This is a genomic window from Mesorhizobium sp. M1348, assembly GCF_040317925.1.
In the GTDB taxonomy this organism is placed as follows: Bacteria; Pseudomonadota; Alphaproteobacteria; order Rhizobiales; family Rhizobiaceae; genus Mesorhizobium.
The window spans coordinates 123,204-140,186 of the sequence record NZ_JAMYLH010000014.1; the positions used below are offsets into that span (position 1 = coordinate 123,204).

General features: G+C 64.4%; 15 protein-coding genes. 4 read left to right on the forward strand and 11 right to left on the reverse strand.

Features of this window, described 5'->3' with window-relative positions; genetic code table 11:
• The 5 genes from NKH13_RS22260 to NKH13_RS22280 are packed head-to-tail and all read right to left on the reverse strand — an operon-like array spanning position 1 to position 4,806.
• Positions 1-1,080, reverse strand: a complete 1,080-nt coding sequence (locus NKH13_RS22260; RefSeq protein ID WP_352914362.1) for an imelysin family protein — start codon at positions 1,078-1,080, stop codon at positions 1-3.
• Positions 1,080-2,687: a di-heme oxidoreductase family protein gene (locus tag NKH13_RS22265; protein WP_352914363.1), complete on the reverse strand. Its 1,608-nt coding sequence runs from the start codon at positions 2,685-2,687 to the stop codon at positions 1,080-1,082. Before NKH13_RS22265 ends, NKH13_RS22260 begins: the two co-directional genes overlap by 1 nt.
• 12 nt (positions 2,688-2,699) lie before the next feature.
• Positions 2,700-3,185 carry a bacterioferritin gene (bfr, locus tag NKH13_RS22270; protein WP_023676883.1) on the reverse strand — a complete coding sequence of 162 codons (486 nt, stop codon included), beginning with the start codon at positions 3,183-3,185 and terminating at the stop codon, positions 2,700-2,702.
• Positions 3,151-3,462 carry a (2Fe-2S)-binding protein gene (locus NKH13_RS22275; RefSeq protein ID WP_023676882.1) on the reverse strand — a complete coding sequence of 104 codons (312 nt, stop codon included), beginning with the start codon at positions 3,460-3,462 and terminating at the stop codon, positions 3,151-3,153. Before NKH13_RS22275 ends, bfr begins: the two co-directional genes overlap by 35 nt.
• A gap of 54 nt (positions 3,463-3,516) precedes the next feature.
• On the reverse strand, positions 3,517-4,806 hold the full coding sequence (locus NKH13_RS22280; protein ID WP_502914576.1) for an imelysin family protein: 1,290 nt from the start codon (positions 4,804-4,806) through the stop codon (positions 3,517-3,519).
• 426 nt (positions 4,807-5,232) lie between these two features.
• Here NKH13_RS22280 and NKH13_RS22285 point away from each other — a divergent pair, with 426 nt between their 5' ends.
• Positions 5,233-6,486, forward strand: coding sequence for an NAD(P)/FAD-dependent oxidoreductase (locus tag NKH13_RS22285; RefSeq protein ID WP_352715830.1), 1,254 nt, complete (start codon positions 5,233-5,235; stop codon positions 6,484-6,486).
• 9 nt (positions 6,487-6,495) lie between these two features.
• On the opposite strand, the gene NKH13_RS22290 is transcribed toward NKH13_RS22285, so the two are convergent.
• Positions 6,496-7,773 carry a 4-aminobutyrate--2-oxoglutarate transaminase gene (locus tag NKH13_RS22290; protein WP_352914365.1) on the reverse strand — a complete coding sequence of 426 codons (1,278 nt, stop codon included), beginning with the start codon at positions 7,771-7,773 and terminating at the stop codon, positions 6,496-6,498.
• A 59-nt stretch (positions 7,774-7,832) separates the two neighbouring features.
• Positions 7,833-8,186 (reverse strand): hypothetical protein, encoded by a 354-nt coding sequence (locus NKH13_RS22295; protein ID WP_352914366.1) that lies wholly within the window; start codon positions 8,184-8,186, stop codon positions 7,833-7,835.
• Here NKH13_RS22295 and NKH13_RS22300 point away from each other — a divergent pair.
• Genes NKH13_RS22300 through NKH13_RS22310 form a run of 3 tightly spaced genes read left to right on the forward strand, consistent with a single transcriptional unit; the run spans position 8,185 to position 13,354 of the window.
• Positions 8,185-9,168, forward strand: coding sequence for an efflux RND transporter periplasmic adaptor subunit (locus NKH13_RS22300; RefSeq protein WP_352914368.1), 984 nt, complete (start codon positions 8,185-8,187; stop codon positions 9,166-9,168). The two genes, NKH13_RS22295 and NKH13_RS22300, sit on opposite strands and share 2 nt — an antisense overlap.
• Positions 9,165-10,283 (forward strand): efflux RND transporter periplasmic adaptor subunit, encoded by a 1,119-nt coding sequence (locus NKH13_RS22305; protein WP_352914370.1) that lies wholly within the window; start codon positions 9,165-9,167, stop codon positions 10,281-10,283. Before NKH13_RS22300 ends, NKH13_RS22305 begins: the two co-directional genes overlap by 4 nt.
• A complete protein-coding gene (locus NKH13_RS22310; RefSeq protein WP_352914372.1) occupies positions 10,250-13,354 on the forward strand; it encodes an efflux RND transporter permease subunit in 3,105 nt (1,034 codons plus the stop codon). Before NKH13_RS22305 ends, NKH13_RS22310 begins: the two co-directional genes overlap by 34 nt.
• Positions 13,355-13,402: 48 nt before the next feature.
• Here the strand turns inward: NKH13_RS22310 and NKH13_RS22315 are convergent, their stop codons facing one another.
• From NKH13_RS22315 to NKH13_RS22330, 4 genes are read right to left on the reverse strand one after another with little or no spacing between them, the layout of a single operon-like run.
• A complete protein-coding gene (locus NKH13_RS22315) occupies positions 13,403-14,149 on the reverse strand; it encodes an ABC transporter ATP-binding protein (protein ID WP_352914374.1) in 747 nt (248 codons plus the stop codon).
• Positions 14,146-14,979 (reverse strand): ABC transporter ATP-binding protein, encoded by an 834-nt coding sequence (locus tag NKH13_RS22320; RefSeq protein ID WP_254816190.1) that lies wholly within the window; start codon positions 14,977-14,979, stop codon positions 14,146-14,148. The genes NKH13_RS22315 and NKH13_RS22320 overlap by 4 nt, the downstream gene beginning before the upstream one ends.
• Positions 14,976-15,896, reverse strand: a complete 921-nt coding sequence (gene nikC / locus NKH13_RS22325) for a nickel transporter permease (RefSeq protein ID WP_292653972.1) — start codon at positions 15,894-15,896, stop codon at positions 14,976-14,978. Before nikC ends, NKH13_RS22320 begins: the two co-directional genes overlap by 4 nt.
• A gap of 13 nt (positions 15,897-15,909) precedes the next feature.
• The gene (locus NKH13_RS22330; protein WP_352914377.1) at positions 15,910-16,977 is read right to left on the reverse strand and encodes an ABC transporter permease; all 1,068 of its coding nucleotides are present in this window, start codon (positions 16,975-16,977) and stop codon (positions 15,910-15,912) included.
• Positions 16,978-16,983: the final 6 nt, after the last annotated feature.

Consider the following 16,983-nt stretch of genomic DNA (forward strand, 5'->3'; position numbering starts at 1 on the left):
TCAGTCGCCATCCAGTGACGAGAAGCCGGCGGTCAGGCCGAATTCGGCGGTCAGCCTGGTGCCGATCAGGCTCGTCAGGCTGGATGTCACCAGCGAGAAATAGTCGAGCTTCTGGCGCAGCGCCGGATCGGCAAGTGCCTTGTCGATCGGACCCCTGAATGCCTTGGCCGCCTCGATCCCGTTGGTGAGCTGGATGTGGACCGATTCCGCCATCCAGCGCGCATCGGGCGACAGCGCTTCGCCAAGCTGCGAGGCCTGGAACAGCGCGTCCATTCCCGCCAGATTCCCGGTCAGCGAGCGGGCGGTGTTTTGCGAGCGCCAATAGATCGCCTGTTTCGGTTTGTCGGCCTCCGGCTTGGCGCCCAGGAAGCTTTTCAGGCGCACGTCGCGCACCATTTCCAGCTCGTTGATGAAGACGCCGACCAGTTCGGTCACCGCTTCGGCGCCGTCGTGATAGAGCGCGTTCTGCGGACCCGCATTGGCCCAGAGCGCGGCAAAGCCGTCGGGCTTGGTCCAGGCATTGCCGACCTCGCCGGCGATTGCCTCGATATTGCCGGCAATGGCCGCGCCATAGGCGCAGCGATAGGCGTCGTCCCTGCCGGCCAATTGATCGGCGCCGTCGCCATGGAGCACGAATTCCAGTGCGCCGAGCCCTTGCATGGCGACGCTCTTTGTCGCCAGCTGGGCCGGATCGGCGGCTGTCGGATCCTTGCCGGCAAGTGCTGCCTGCACCTGCTTCAGGCCGATGCTCTTGCGGTCCGGCCAAAACAGCATGCGCTCAAGCCGGTTGTTTTCCGCGATCGGCCCGAAACGGATGATTTCCACCACCGACCAGGCATCCACGACACCCGAGAATTCGGCGCGCGCCGCATCGAGATTGTCTTGCGAGGGCGTCTGGCAAAGCGTGTGCATGGCCTCGGTCAAGCTGTCCGCATGGTCATGCAGCCTGGCATAGGCCGGGCGGACGAAGCCGTCGATCGCCCGCTGGATCACATCCGAAGCCTTCGCCACCGCGGATGCCGGCAGCGCACCGGCGAGGACCAGCATCAGAACGAGTGCAGACGCAAGACGCTTCGGCATCAGAGCGACTCCAGAAACTTGATCAGCGCGGCGCGGTCGGCCGCATCGGCAGCGGCAAAGCGGTCACGCGCCTTCTGGCCCTCGCCGCCATGCCACAGGATCGCCTCGGCCAGGCTGCGCGCGCGCCCGTCATGCAGGAAGAAGGTGTTGCCGCTGACGGTCTGGGTGAGCCCGATGCCCCACAGCGGCGGCGTGCGCCATTCGCTTCCCGTGGCCTCGCCCACCGCCTGGCCGTCGGCAAGGCCCGGTCCCATGTCATGCAGCAGGAAATCGGAATACGGCCAGATCAGCTGGAAGGCCTGCGCCTTGTTCGGGGTGCCGCGGCGGGTGACGAATTTCGGCGTATGGCAGGAGATGCAGCCCATATCGTAGAACAGTTTTTTGCCGGCGAGCACGTCCGGTCTGTCGAGGTCGCGCCGGGCCGGCACGGCAAGGTTTTGCGAATAGAAGGTCACGAGGTCCATGACGGGCGGCGGCGCTTCGACCGGACCGAGGCGCTCCTGCACACCGTTGGGTAGGGCAAGGCAGGTCTTTTCTACGGCAGTGCAATCGCCCCAGTGCTTCGGCACCTCGGGCGTCGAAATGCCGATATCGCCGGCAAAAGCGTCCGCCGATTGCTGGCGGATCGATGCGGCCTGCGCCTTCCAGCCGAAACGGCCGAGCGTCAGTTCACCGCTGCTGCCGTCGCGTATTATGTTGGGCCTGCCGGAAATGCCGTCACCATCGCGGTCGGCCGGATCGGCGCGGGCAAGGATGTCGGCAGGAGCGATCTGCTCGACCAGGCCAAGGCCGATCATCGGCGGCGTCATGCGCGGCGACAGCGTGGTGTGTGGATCGAGCGGCTCGTAGGCGAGGCCCTCGACCGAATAGCTCGGCTTGCGCAGCGACACTGCGCTACCATCCGCCAGTTTTACTTTTTGCTCCTGATAATCGACATGCATCCTGCCTTCGCCCTGCAGGCCGGGAACGGCTAGCTCCTGAAGTTGCGTGCCATAGACCGGGTCGGGGAAGTTGAGCACCTTGTGATCGGCGAGCGCGGCTTTCTCCTCCTCGGTACTGGCTTCCCTTGCCAGGCGCAGGAACATCGAGGTGGTGCCGCTGTCGCCTTCGGGCGGATGGCCGCGACCGTCCTTCAGATGACAGTTCTGGCAGGCGCGCTCGTTGAACAGCGGACCGAGCCCATCCGAGGCCTGTGTCGAGGATGGCGACGACACCCAGTTCTTGCGGAAAATGGCGTTGCCGAGCTTGAAGGTGCCCTCTTCCTCGAAGCTGATGTTGGCAGAGGATTGCGAGAAGGCGTCCTTGTTGACGTCCTTCTTCGAGGTGCCGGCGCCGCCCTGCATCAGCTCGAATTGCTCGGGCTTGGAAAAATCGCTGGTCGGCCTGGTAATGGCGGTGACGCGCGCCAGATCCTTCGGCGTCAGATCGGTGCGGCTGGTGGCAAGCCCCGCCGGTTGCGGCGCTCCGGCCAGCGCCGAGGCTGTGAGCGTCGCCACCACGACAAGAAAAGCGCCGCGAAGGATACCGTATCGCGGCTTCTTCTGAGGCGGCAGGCCGCAACCTTCGGCCGGCCGCAAGCGGCGCAAGAACTCTAGGGAGCGCCGCATTCCCGCATATCCTTATTCCGCCTCGTCGGCCGACGCCGCGTTGAGCTGGCCGTACTTTTCCTCGCCGATCGAGGCGAGCAGGTCGAGTTGCGTCTCGAGGAAGTCGATATGACCTTCCTCGTCAGCCAGCAATTCCTCGAACAGCTTCATCGTCACGTAGTCGCCTGCTTCGTTGCAAACCTCGCGCGAACGCTTGTAGGCGGTGCGCGCGTCATATTCGCCGGCAAGATCGGATTCGAGCACTTCCTTGACATTCTGCCCGATGCGCAGCGGCGCCACGGACTGCAGGTTCGGATGGCCCTCGAGGAAGATGATGCGCGCCACGAGCCGATCGGCATGGTGCATTTCTTCGATCGATTCAGCGCGTTCCTTCTTCGCCAGCTTGGCGTATCCCCAGTCTTCCAGCAGTCGGAAATGCACCCAGTACTGATTGACCGCTCCAAGTTCCAGAAACAGAGCCTCGTTAAGCCGCTCTATGATCTGCTGTTCGCCTTTCATGGGTTCTGCTCCCGTATTGGACGCGCAGGCCTCTGACGCGATCCAGGTGTGAAACGATGTCCACGCCGCTCGCCGCCGAGCGGGCGTGGTAATTTTCGGTGACCCGAATGATCGTTTCGACCACATTTGGGAAGCAGCCGCAACAGCGACCGCGCTTGTGCATGGCATGATAGACCTTCGCCGGCACGATCAGCTGCCAGGGGTCCTCATCCAGCAGTCCGACGATCGTCTGCTCTATCTCCTTTTCGGTGATGATGTTGCAATGGCAGATCAGCATTTGTCGCTCTGGCTAGCGGCGCTCATTGCGCCGCGTGGCTGTTGGTTTCGAAGTTTACTGGAACACCTTGTCCGGTGAATCGAGGCTGTCCGAGCCCTCGAAGGCGATGGCATTGAGCTTCAGGGTGCCGACGGCGCGTTCGATCGACTTGGTCTGATCGACCAGCGCGTCGATCGCCGCCTGCACGGTGGCGTTGCCGTCAGCGTTGCCCTCGGCGATCTGCTGGTCATAGGCCTCGCCGGCAAGCGCCCGCGCCTTGATGGCCTCCATCTTGGCGATGGTGACATCCAGTTTAGCCGACAATTCCTTGTCGATCGCCGGATCGGCCGCCTTGACCATGTCGGCCACCGACGGCCCCTCGACGACAGTGCCGTCAAGCCGCGTGTAGCTGCCGTGATAGGCGGCACGGATGCCGATCGCGTCATATAGGTGGGAGTTGTAGGTGTTGTCGGAGAAGCAATCGTGCTCCTCTTCCGGATCGTGCAACAAGAGGCCGAGCTTCATCCGCTCGCCGGCGAGCTCGCCGTAGGACAGCGAGCCCATGCCGGTGAAGATGGTCGAAATGGCGGCATTCTGCTCGCCATCGACAAGGTTCTTGCGGGCGGCGCCGCCTTCCTTCCAGTCGTTGACCATATCCTTGAGATCGGAAACCAGAAGGTCGCTCGCCGATTTCAGGTACTGTCCGCGACGGTCGCAATTGCCGCCGGTGCAATTGGCGAGGTCGTAATCGGTGTAGGGCCGCTCGCCGGCGCCCGGACCGGTGCCGTGCAGGTCTTGCCCCCAAAGCAGGAATTCGATGGCGTGATAGCCGGTCGCCACATTGGCCTCGATACCGCCGGCCTCCTGCAGGGTGCCGGAGAGGAACTCCGGCGTCAGATTGGTGGCGTCGACCTTCTTGCCGTTGATCTCGATCGACTTGTTGGCGATCACATTGGCGGTGTAGAGCGCGTTGGCGTCCGACTCGGTGCCGTAGCTCTTGGCGACATAGTCGATCAAGCCCTCGTCGAGCGGCCAAGAGTTCACCTTGCCTTCCCAGTCGTCGACGATGGCATTGCCGAAGCGATAGACCTCGGTCTGCTGATAGGGAACGCGCGATGCCTTCCAGGCCTCGCGGGCGGCGTTCAACGTTTCGGCCGATGGCTTGGCGAGCAGCGCATCGACAGCCTTGTCGAGCGCCTCGGCCGTGATCAGCGAATCCTCGTATTTGGCGAGCGCGATGTCGGAATAAGTCTTGATGACCGCCTTGGCATCGGTTTGCGCCTTGGCCGGCAGCACGAACACCGCCGCAGTAAGCATCGCGGTGGCGCCGATCGCCGCAAGCCTGCCGCCAAACCGCGCGGTCATCATCGTTCTCATGACTGTCTCTCCTCGGGAATCAATGAAATGCCGGCGCCGCGGCGGGCAGCTGCCAGCGGGCAAAGAGGGGTCGCGCCATCGCGCGCTTCGCGGAAGAAAGACACCGAAATGCCTCCAATCGAAAGGGTTCAAGGCCCAGACATCAAAGGGATGCGCTGACGCGCGAGCTTCCATAAAACGGCGAAGACGCCGGATGTCAACTGGTGGCGCAGAAAAAATTCAATTGAAACAACAGTTTAGAATTATTCTAAACTAGAACTGTCAACTTTAACATCGATGTATAGGGAATGCCGGCGCATGACGCGGTTGACAGGCGGCCGTTCCGGGTGCGACCCGGATCGGCGCTCTTGCGGCGGCGCCGGACAATCGCCACCTGGCGAGACGTCCTAGATTTGGATGAGGAATCGGGCTGTTATGAAGAACGGGATCGTCATTGTCGGTGCGGGACATGCGGGCGTGCAAGCGGCCGCCAGCCTGCGCGAAGAGGGCTATGAAGCCCCGGTGATCCTGGTCGGCGACGAAAACGAATTGCCCTACCACAAGCCGCCGCTGTCGAAGACCTTCATCAAGGATCAGCAAGCAAAGCCGCAGCCGTTGCGCGGCGAGGCTTTTTATACCGGCAGCGCCATAGACTACCGGCCAGGCCTCCGGATCGAGCGCATCGATGTAGGCGGCCGCAGGCTGGAGATATCGGGCGGCGGTGTGTTGCCGTTCGACCGGCTTGTCCTCGCCACCGGCGCGCGGCCGCGCCTGCTGCCGCTGCCGGGTTCGGAGCTTTCCGGCGTTGTGTCGCTGCGCTCGCTCGGCGATGCCCGCCTGATCCGCGAATTGAGCGCGCAAAGCGAGGACGTCGTCATCCTCGGCGGTGGCTTCATCGGCCTGGAGATTGCCGCGACGCTCACCGCGGCCGGCCGCAAGGTTGCGGTGGTCGAGGCGGTCGACCGGCTGCTCGGCCGCGCCGTGGCGCCGGTCATCGCCGGCCATGTCCGCCAGCGGCTGGAAGCCACCGGTGTGCGCATCCTCACTGGCACCACCATCGAACGGCTGGAGGGCGAGAACGGCCGTGTTTCGGCTGCAATCACCTCATCCGGCGAAAGATTGCCGGCGCAGATGGTCGTCATCGGCATCGGCGTCGTGCCGAATGTCGAATTGGCCGAAGCCGCCGGCATTGCCATCGCCAACGGCATCCGCGTCGACCAGCAGATGCGCACGTCGGTGCCGGAAATCCTTGCCATCGGCGATGCCGCCTCCTACCGGCACTGGTTCACCGGTGGCGATGTGCGGCTGGAATCGGTGCAGAACGCCACTGACCAGGCGCGGCTCGCCGCGCGCACCATCGTCGGCCACGCCGATAACTACTCAGCGGTGCCGTGGTTCTGGTCCGATATCGGCGACATGAAGCTGCAGATGGTCGGCCTGATTTCGGGCGGCGACAGCCATGTCGTGCTGGGCGACGTGGCCGAGAACAAATTCTCCATCTACCACTACGCCGGAAGCCGGCTGCTCGGCATCGAATCGGTCAACCGGCCCGGCGACCACATGCTTGGCCGCAAGATGCTCGGCGCCGGCTTTTCGCCGTCGCCGCAGATTGTTGCGACCGGGCCCGACGGGCTGAAGGCAGCGCTCGCCGCCTTCCAGCAGGCAGAGCCTGCCCGCGCGGCAGGATAATCGTATCGCTCAGGCGGCGCGGGCCTCGCGGATCGAACTTTCCAGAATGTCGAGCGCCTCGTTCATGACGCCATCCTGGATGGTGATCGGCGCGAGGAAGCGGATGACGTTGCCGTAGACGCCGCAGGTCAGCAGGATCAGGCCCTTGTCGAGCGCCTTCAGCCGGACCGCATTGGCGAGTTCCGGCGACGGCAGGCCCTTCGTCACATCGTTGAACTCGACCGCGTTCATGAAGCCTGGGCCTCTGATATCGACGATCTCCGGCGCTTCGTCGCGGATCGATTGCAGGCGCTGCTTCAGCCGGTTGCCCAGCGTATTGGCGCGGTCGCAGAGCTTCTCCTCGTCGATGACGTCGAGCACGGCATGCGCCGCGGCGACGCCGATCGGGCTGCCGCCATAGGTGCCGCCGAGCCCGCCGGGGTTCGGTGCATCCATGATCTCGGCACGCCCGGTGACCGCCGCCAACGGGAAGCCGCCGGCCAGGCTCTTGGCCATGGTGGTGATGTCGGCCGCCACCTCGTGGTGGTCCATGGCGAACATCTTGCCGGTGCGGGCAAAGCCGGTCTGCACCTCGTCGGCGATCAGCAGCATGCCGTGCTGGTCGCAGATCTTGCGCAATGCAGTCATGAAATCGCGCGGCGCCTCGTAGAAGCCACCCTCGCCCTGCACCGGCTCGACGATGATCGCGGCGACGCGGGCCGGATCGACATCGGCCTTGAACAGCCGGTCGAGCGCCGCCAGCGAATCGGCGACTGACACGCCGTGCAGCGCCACCGGGAACGGCGCATGGAAGACATCCGCCGGCATGGCGCCGAAGCCGACCTTGTAGGGCACGACCTTACCGGTCAGCGCCATGCCCATGAAGGTGCGGCCGTGAAAGCCGCCGGAGAAAGCGATGACCGCCGGCCGGCCGGTGGCGTTGCGGGCAATCTTGATGGCATTCTCCACCGCCTCGGCGCCGGTGGTGACAAAAATCGTCTTCTTGTCGAACTTGCCGGGGAGCATGCCGTTCAGCCGTTCGGCCAGCCTGATATAGCTCTCATAGGGCACGACCTGGTAGCAGGTGTGGGTGAAGCGGTCGAGCTGCGCCTTGACCGCTTCGATCACCCTGGGGTGACGGTGGCCGGTGTTGACGACAGCGATGCCGGACGAGAAATCGATGTAGCGGCGCCCTTCCACATCCCAGATCTCCGAGTTTTCGGCGCGATCGGCATAGATTTGAGTGGTCATGCCGACGCCGCGCGAAATCGACTGGTTCTTGCGTTCGGAAATGGCTGAATTTGTCATCGTACCCCTCTCCGGGCCGCGCCCGTTCTCGTTTGATGGCTGTTGAGACTCTTCTGACCTTATTTCACGCTTTCCTCAAGTTGGCACTGGCGGCGGGCGATTGGGCCTGCCGCCGATGTCTTAACTGGCCAGCTTACCCAACCGCCTATACGCGTACGAGAAGAGGTTTCCTTTTTGCGGGGATCAATTATCCTCGCCATTGTCCGCGCCGTCTTGCTACAGGGGGCGGTCCGCGCGGTTGAGGGAGTTATGAGCAGGAACGCGACATTGTCCGTCTCGCCGCCGTCGGTCAAAACCCCCAGCCATTTGTCTTTTCCTGCCTCCACAATTCTAGCCTGCGCAATGGCAATGCTGCCTTTGCTTTTGGCCGGTTGCCAGAAGCAGGAGGCCGCCGCGAAGAAACTGCCAGTCATGGTCCTCACCGAGACCGTGGCGATCGCCAACTATGCGCCAAGGACTTCGCTCACCGGTGTGATCGCGGCGCGCACGCTAAACAATCTTTCGTTCCGGGTCGGCGGCCGCGTCGCCGAACGGCTTGTCGACGTCGGGCAACATGTCGATCAAGGTACCGTGCTCGCCCGCATCGATCCGCAGGAACAGGAATTCGACCTGCGCTCGGCGCAGGCCGATCTCGACGCCGCGCAGGCGCAATTGACCCAGGCCGCCGCCGCCTTCGAACGGCAAAAGACACTGCTTGCCCAGGGCTACACCACGAGGCGCGACTATGATGCGGCCGAGCAGGCGTCGAAGGTGGCGCGAGGCAGCGTCGATGCCGCTCAGAGCGCGCTCGCCAATGCAAAAGAGGACCTTTCCTTCACCGAACTCAAGGCGGGTGCGGCAGGCGTGATCACAGTGCGCCAGGTCGAAGCCGGGCAGGTGGTGCAGGCGGCGCAGACCGTCTTCACCCTTGCCGAGGACGGCGACCGCGATGCGGTCTTCAACGTAGAGGAAACGATGGTAGCAAAGACGCCGGCAGCACCCGCGGTGACAATCACGCTGTTGTCGGATCCGCAGATCAAGGCGATGGGCAAGGTGCGTGAAATCTCGCCGGCGGTCGATCCGACTTCAGGCTCGATCCGGGTCAAGGTCGCCATTCCCGACACGCCCGCGGGCATGCCGCTCGGCGCGGCCGTCATCGGGTCGGTCAGCGCCCAGCCGTCGAAGGCCGTCATCGTGCCGTGGCAGGCATTGACCTTGAGCGCGGGCAGGCCGGCCGTCTGGGTCGTCGATCAAGCGACCAAGGCGGTGGCAGCGAGACAGGTGGAGGTGCTGGCCTTCGGATCCGGCTCGGTCATCATCGACAAGGGGCTCGAGGCAGGCCAAACCGTCGTCACCGCCGGCGGCCAGTTGCTCAGCCCCGGCCAGACCGTCGAGATAGCGGGAGCGGAGCAATGAACCGGCTCCTGCGCAGCCCTGCCCCGCTTGTTCCTGCCCTGTTTGGGCTCGTGCTCGGCGCCTGCTCGCAATCGGAAGAGAAGCCGCCCGAGATCATCCGGCCTGTGCTGTCGGTGGTGGTCGAGCCCCGCACCGTAGAGACCTTCGGATTCGCCGGATCTGTCGAACCGCAGTTCAGCGCCGACCTTGCCTTCCGCCTGCTTGGACGGGTCGTCGTCCGCGATGTCAAGGTCGGCGATATCGTCACCAGGGGCACGACGATCGCGGCGCTCGATCCGACGGCGCTGGAGCTTGCCGTGCAGGCGGCGAAGGCAGAACTCTCCAACGCGCAGGCGCAATTTGCCAATGCCGCCGCAAGCGAGGAGCGCCAGCGCCAGTTGCTTGTCGCCGCCAACACCTCGCAGGCCGTCTTCGACGCCGCGCGGCAAGCCAGGCAGGCCGCCGCGGCCGGTGTCGAGCGGGCCAATGCCGCACTGGCCAAATCGCAGGAACAGCTTGGCTATACCAGGTTGTTCTCGGACTTCGATGGCGTGGTCACCGCCGTCGGCGCCGAGGTCGGCCAGACGGTCTCGCCCGGCCAGACCGTCGTCACGGTGGCGCGCTCTGACCCGCGTGAAGCAGTCGTCGACATTCCCGACCAGTTGACCGGCGATCTCGCCTTCGGCACCCCCTTCCAGATCATCCTGCAATCGCTCCCGACGATACGCAGCGACGCCAAGCTGCGCGAGATCGCCCCGCAGGCCGAAGGTTCGACCCGCACGCGCCGCGTCCGGCTGATGCTCATCGATCCGCCGCCGGCATTCAGGCTTGGTTCGACGGTGACGGCGACCCGCATTGCCAAGATCACGCCGACGATCGAGTTGCCGCTGTCGGCGCTGCTGGAGAAGAACGGCAGAGAAAAGGTCTGGGTCGTCGACCAGCAGACGTCGAGCGTGAGTGCCCGTGACATCAAAATTGCCTCCAAGGGTGCCGCCACTTTCACCGTCGCCGAGGGCCTCAATGCAGGCATGCGCGTCGTCACCGCCGGCGTCCACAGCCTGACCGAGGGACAGAAGGTCAAGATCTCTGAGGGAGAGGCCATATGGAGGGCTTCAACCTCTCCGACTGGGCGCTGAGCCATCGCTCGCTGGTGTGGTATTTCATGCTGGTCTTCGTCGTGGCCGGCGTCTTTGCCTATCTCAATCTCGGCCGCGAGGAAGACCCCGCCTTCACCATTAAGACCATGGTCATCCAGGCCAACTGGCCGGGCGCATCGGTCAACGAGACGGTGCGGCAAGTGACCGACCGCATCGAGAAGAAGCTCGAAGAGCTCGACAGCCTCGACTATACCAAATCCGTCACCTCTGCCGGCAAGACCGTCATCTTCGTCAACCTGAAGCCGACGACCAAGGCGCGCGACGTCGTGCCGACCTGGCTGCAGGTGCGCAACATGGTCAACGACATCTGGGCGCAGTTTCCGCAAGGCGTGCAGGGACCATTCTTCAACGACCGCTTCGGCGACGTCTACGGCAACATCTATGCCTTCACCGCCGACGGGCTGGCGCCGCGCCAGTTGCGCGACTATGTCGAGGATGTCAGGACGAAGATCCTGACCGTGCCGAATGCCGGCAAGGTCGATCTGGTCGGTGCCCAGGACGAAGCGATCTACCTCGAATTCTCGACCCGCCAGATCGCGGCCCTCGGCCTCAACCAGCAAGCGATCGTGGCCAGCCTGCAGGCGCAGAACGCAATCACCCCATCCGGCGTCATCCAGTCCGGGCCGGAGCGCATCAGTGTGCGCGTCGGCGGCCAGTTCACCTCGGAAGAGAGCCTTCGCGCCATCAATTTGCGCGTCAACGATCGCTTCTTCCGGCTGAGCGACGTGGCGACGATTTCGCGCGGCTATGTCGACCCGCCGACGGTCTTGTTCCGCTTCAACGGGCAGGACGCGATCGGCCTTGCCATCGGCATGAAGCCCAATGCCAATCTGCTGGAGTTCGGCGAGGCCCTGCACGAGGAGATGAACAAGGTACTGGCCGACCTGCCGGTCGGCGTCGGCGTGCATCTGGTCGCCGACCAGCCTGTCATCGTCGAGGAGGCGGTTTCCGGTTTCACGCGCGCCCTGTTCGAGGCGGTCGCCATCGTGCTTGCCGTGTCCTTCATCAGCCTCGGCATGCGCGCCGGCTTCGTCGTGGCGCTGTCGATCCCGCTGGTGCTGGCCATCACCTTCACGGCCATGGCCTATCTCGGCATATCGCTGCAGCGCATTTCGCTGGGCGCGCTGATCATCTCGCTCGGCCTTCTGGTCGATGACGCCATGATTGCGGTGGAGATGATGGTGGCGCGGCTGGAGGTCGGCGACAATCTGCGCAAGGCGGCGACATATGTCTATACCTCGACCGCCTTTCCGATGCTGACCGGCACGCTGGTGACGGTCGCGGGCTTCATCCCGATCGGCCTCAACAACAGCGCCGCCGGCGAATACACTTTCACGCTGTTCGTCGTCATCGCCGTGTCGCTCCTGGTGTCATGGATCGTCGCGGTGCTGTTTGCGCCGCTGCTCGGCGTCACCATCCTGCCGGCGACGATGAAGCAGCACCATGAAAAGCCCGGCCGCTTCACCGCGCTGTTCCGGCGCGTCCTCGTCGGCTCGGTGCGCCATCACTGGCTGACCATCATCGCCACGGTGCTGTTGTTCGCGGCGTCGCTGGCCGGCTTTGGCCTCGTCCAGCAGCAGTTCTTTCCACCATCCGACCGTCCCGAACTGATCGTCGACTGGAATCTGCCGCAGAACTCCTCAATTGCCGAGACCCGGGACCAGATGGAGCGGTTCGAACAGCGGGCGCTGGTCGGCAATCCCGATATCGACCACTTCAGCTCCTATATCGGCCAGGGCGCGGTTCGCTTCGTGCTGGCCTATGACGTGCAACCGGCCAATCCCTATTTCGGCCAGACCGTCATCGTCACCAAGAGCATCGAGGCGCGCAATCGGGTCAAGCCGGCGCTCGAAAAGCTGCTGCGCGACGAGTTCGTCGGCACCGACGCCTTTGTCAAGCCGCTCGAACTCGGGCCGCCGGTCGGGCGGCCGGTGCAGTACCGCGTCGGTGGTCCTGACGTCCAGACGGTACGGACACTGGCGCAGGAATTCGCCGGCATCATTTCCGCCAATCCGCAGCTGGCCGCACCCACTTTCGACTGGAATGAACCCGAGCGCGTGCTGAGGGTCGACGTGCTGCAGGACAAGGCACGGCAACTCGGCATCACCTCTTCGGATATCGCCAGCGCGCTGAACAGCACGGTCGGCGGCTCCACCATCACCCAGGTGCGAGACGCGACCTATCTGATCAATGTGGTGGCCCGTTCGCGCGAGGCCGAACGGGGTTCGATCGGCACACTGCAGAACATGCAATTGCCAACCGGAACCGGCGAGGCGATCCCGCTGGCCGCGGTGGCGAACTTCCGCTACGAGCTCGAACAGCCGACAGTGTGGCGCCGCGACCGCATCCCGACCATCACCGTGCGCGCCGGGCTGGTCGGCGACGTGCTGCCCGCCACCGTGGTCAACGAGGTGAAACCGTCGGTCGACGCCTTCATCGCCAAATTGCCACCGGGCTATTCGATCGCCACCGCCGGCTCGGTCGAGGAAAGCGCCAACAGCCAGGGGCCGATAGCCGCCGTGGTGCCGCTGATGCTGTTCATCATGGCGACCATCCTGATGGTGCAGTTGCAGAGCTTCCAGCGCCTGTTCCTTGTCGTGGCGGTGGCGCCGCTCGGCCTGATCGGCGTGGTGGCCGCGCTGGTGCCGAGCGGGGCACCGCTCGGCTTCGTTGCCATCCTCGGCGTGCTGGCGCTGATCGGCATCCTGATCCGCAATTCTGTCATCCTGATCGTCCAGATCGAGGATCTTGTGAACGAGGGCAAGGACCGCTGGGCCGCCGTCATCGAGGCGACCGAGCATCGCATGCGGCCGATCGCGCTGACCGCGGCGGCCGCGAGCCTGGCGCTGATCCCGATCGCACGCGAAGTGTTCTGGGGGCCGATGGCCTATGCCATGATGGGCGGCATCATCGCCGGCACGGCGATCACACTGCTGTTCTTGCCAGCGCTCTATGTGACGTGGTTCAGGATCAAGGAGCCGAAAGGAACGCCTGAAAACGAGGAGAGCGCAAACGGTGGCGACGAGGTTCCTATAGGCAGCGTGGCCTGACCGCACGGCTGCGAATTGAGTCGCAGCACGTGGAATAGAAAGATACCGCTAAGCCCTGACAAACCCGTCGCTCGCCCTCAACAGGTTGCGCGTATAGTCCTTGGTCACGTGACGCTCGACAAGGTCACTCGCCGCCAGATTTTCGACGGCCTCGCCGTTCTGCATCACCATCAGCCGCTCGCACATGTGAGTGATGATGGCGAGGTCGTGGCTGACCATCAGGAAGGTCAGCTTGCGCCGCCGCCTGATCTCTTCCAGCAGGTTCAGCACCTCCGCCTGCACCGAAGCGTCGAGCGCCGAGGTCGGCTCGTCGAGCAGCAGGATCGACGGTTCCAGAATCAGGGCGCGCGCGATCGCCACGCGCTGGCGCTGGCCACCGGACAATTGATGCGAATAGCGAAAACGGAAACCGGTGCCCAGGCCGACCTCGTCGAGTGCCCGCTGGATGCGCTTTTCGCCGTCGGCGAAGCCGTGAATGGCGAGCGGCTCCTGCAGCAGGCGGTCGACGGTCTGGCGTGGGTGCAGCGAGCCGTACGGGTCCTGGAACACCATCTGCACCTCGCGGTAGAACGCCTTGTCGCGGCGCACGCCGAGCGTTTTGCCGTTGACGGTAATGGTGCCTGATGCGGCCGGCGCCAGGCCGGCGATTGCCCTGAGCAGCGTCGACTTGCCGGAGCCGGACTCGCCGACGAGGCCGAAGGATTCACCGGATTCGACTTCGAGACTGACGCCTTTCAGCGCGCGGAAGCGGTCGAACATCACCTCCAGCCTGTCGACGGAAAGGGCTGCCGTCATGCCGCCCACTCCGGCTTGCGGTCGAGTACCGGCAGCGGGTGGCGGTCGGCGCCGATCTTGGGCATGCAGTTGAGCAGGCCGCGCGTATAGGGATGCTGGGCGCGGCCGAGCTCCGAGGCCTTGAGCTGTTCGACCACCTTGCCGGCATACATGACGATGACACGATCGCAGAAGGACGAGACCAGGCGCAGATCGTGCGAGATGAAAATCAGCCCCATGCCGCGCTCGCTGACCAGCCGGTCGAGGATGCCGAGCACGTCGAGCTGCACGGTGACGTCGAGCGCCGAGGTCGGCTCGTCGGCGATCATCATCTCCGGCCCGGCGATCAGCATCATGGCGATCATGGCGCGCTGCCCCATGCCGCCGGAGACCTCATGCGGATGCAGGTCGAAGACACGGGCCGGATCGCGGATCTGCACAGCCTCCAGCATGGCAAGCGCGCGGTCTCGAGCCTCGGCCTTGGAGACCTTCTCATGCGTGCGCAGCGTCTCGACGATCTGGCGGCCGATGCTCATCACCGGGTCGAGCGAATATTTCGGATCCTGCAGGATCATGGCGATACGCTTGCCGCGCAGCGCGCGGCGCTCGCGCGGCGAGGCGGCAAGCAGGTCGATGCCGTCAAAAGCGAGCGTCTTCGCGGTCACCTCGGCCTGCGGCGGGGTGACGCCCATGATGGCGCGGCCGGTCTGCGACTTGCCCGAACCGCTCTCGCCGACGATGCCGAGCCGCTCGCGGCCGAGCGAGAAGGAAACGCCGCGCACCGCCTCGATCAGGCCGGTGCGCGTCGGGAAGGTGACGCGCAGGTCGTCGACTTCGAGAAGCGTGCTCATTGGTCACCGCTTCGGGGATCGAGCGCGTCGCGTAGGCCGTCGCCGAGCAGGTTGAAGCCGAGGCTGACGATGAGAATGGCAAAGCCCGGCGCGCCCGCAACCCACCACTGGTCGAGCACGAAGCGGCGGCCCGATGCGATCATCGCGCCCCATTCCGGCAGCGGCGGCTGCGCGCCGAGGCCGAGGAAGCCGAGGCCGGCGGCGGTCAGGATGATGCCGGCCATGTCGAGCGTCACCCGGATGATCAGCGAGGAGATGCAGAGCGGCATGATGTGGCGAAGCACGATGCGGAACGGCGAGGCGCCCATCAGCTGCACGGCCTTGATGTAGTCCGAATTGCGCACCGTGAGCGTTTCGGCGCGCGCGATGCGGGCATAGGGCGGCCACGAGGTGATGGCGATGGCGAGCACGGCGTTTTCGATGCCGGGGCCGAGCGCGGCGACGAAGGCCAGCGCCAGGATCAGCTTCGGAAAGGCGAGAAAGATGTCGGTGATGCGCATCAGGATCGCATCGGTCCAGCCGCCGGCATAGCCGGCGACGGTACCGACCAGCAAGCCGATTGGCGCGGCGATGATGGCAACCAGAATGACGACGTATAGTGTCCAGCGCGAGCCGAAGATGATGCGCGAATAGATATCGCGGCCGAGATCGTCGGTGCCGAACCAGTGCGCCGCACTTGGCGCCAGCAGCCGCGACCCCTTGAGGTCGCCGAATGTCGGCGAATAGGGCGCCAGCACATCGGCGAAGGCCGCGACCACCAGCAGGGCGATGATGATGAGCAGGCCGGCAAACGCCAGCCGGTTGGCGGAGAAGCGCCGCCAGGCAACATAGGCGCGGCCGAGCCTTGCCTGCACGCGCGACGCCGGCCGCTCGCTGAGCAGCCAATCACGGCGGGTTTGAATCGCTTCCGTGCTCATCCTGCCTTGGTCCTCATCCTGCCTTGGTCCTTGGGTCAAGCACCCGGTAGAGCAGGTCGGAGAATAGGTTGATGGCGATGAAGACCGAGCCAATGATGATGGTGCCGCCAAGCACGGCATTCATGTCGGCGTTCTGCAGCGAGTTGGTGATGTAGAGGCCGATGCCCGGCCACGAAAACACCGTCTCGGTCAGCACCGAGCCTTCGAGCAGCCCGGCATAGGACAGAGCGATCACCGTAACCATTGGCACCGCAGCGTTGCGCAGCGCGTGACCCCAGATGATGCGCGTTTCCGACAGGCCCTTGGCGCGCGCCGCGACGATGTATTCCTGGGTGAGTTCGTTCAGCATGAAGGAGCGCGTCATGCGGCTGATATAGGCGAGCGAGAAATAACCGAGCAGCGAGGCCGGCAGGATGATGTGGCGGAAGGCATCGGCAAATACGTCCCACTGCCGCTGCCAGAGTGCATCCAGCAGGTAAAAGCCGGTAATCGGCGAGAACGTGTATTCGTAGACGACGTCGAGACGACCAGGAAAGGCGATCCATTGCAGCTTGGCATAGAACAGCACCAGCGCCAGCAATCCCAGCCAGAAGATCGGCACGGAATAGCCGACAAGACCGATGATGCGCACGATCTGGTCGATGATGCTGCCGCGCCGCACGGCGGCCAGCACGCCGAGCGGCACGCCGATCACCGAACCGATCAGCGTCCCCAGCGTTGCCAGTTCGAGCGTCGCCGGAAAGGCGCGGCGGATGTCCGTCATCACCGGATTGGTGGTCAGCACCGAGGTGCCGAAATCACCGTTCAGGGCATGTTTGACATAGATGTAGAACTGCTCGACCAGCGGCAGGTCGAGGCCCATCTCGCGGCGCGTGCGTTCGACGACATTGGCCGGCGCCCGGTCGCCGAGCACCGCCAGCACCGGGTCGATCGGGATCACACGGCCGATGAAGAAGGTCACCGCGAGCAGACCAAGATAAGTCGTTATCGCGATGACCAGAAACCGGGCGATTGATGAGGCCACGGCAACGGCGCGGGCGCCGCCGCGCCCTGCCATCGCTTCGCTTTCAGCCACACTCATACGGCG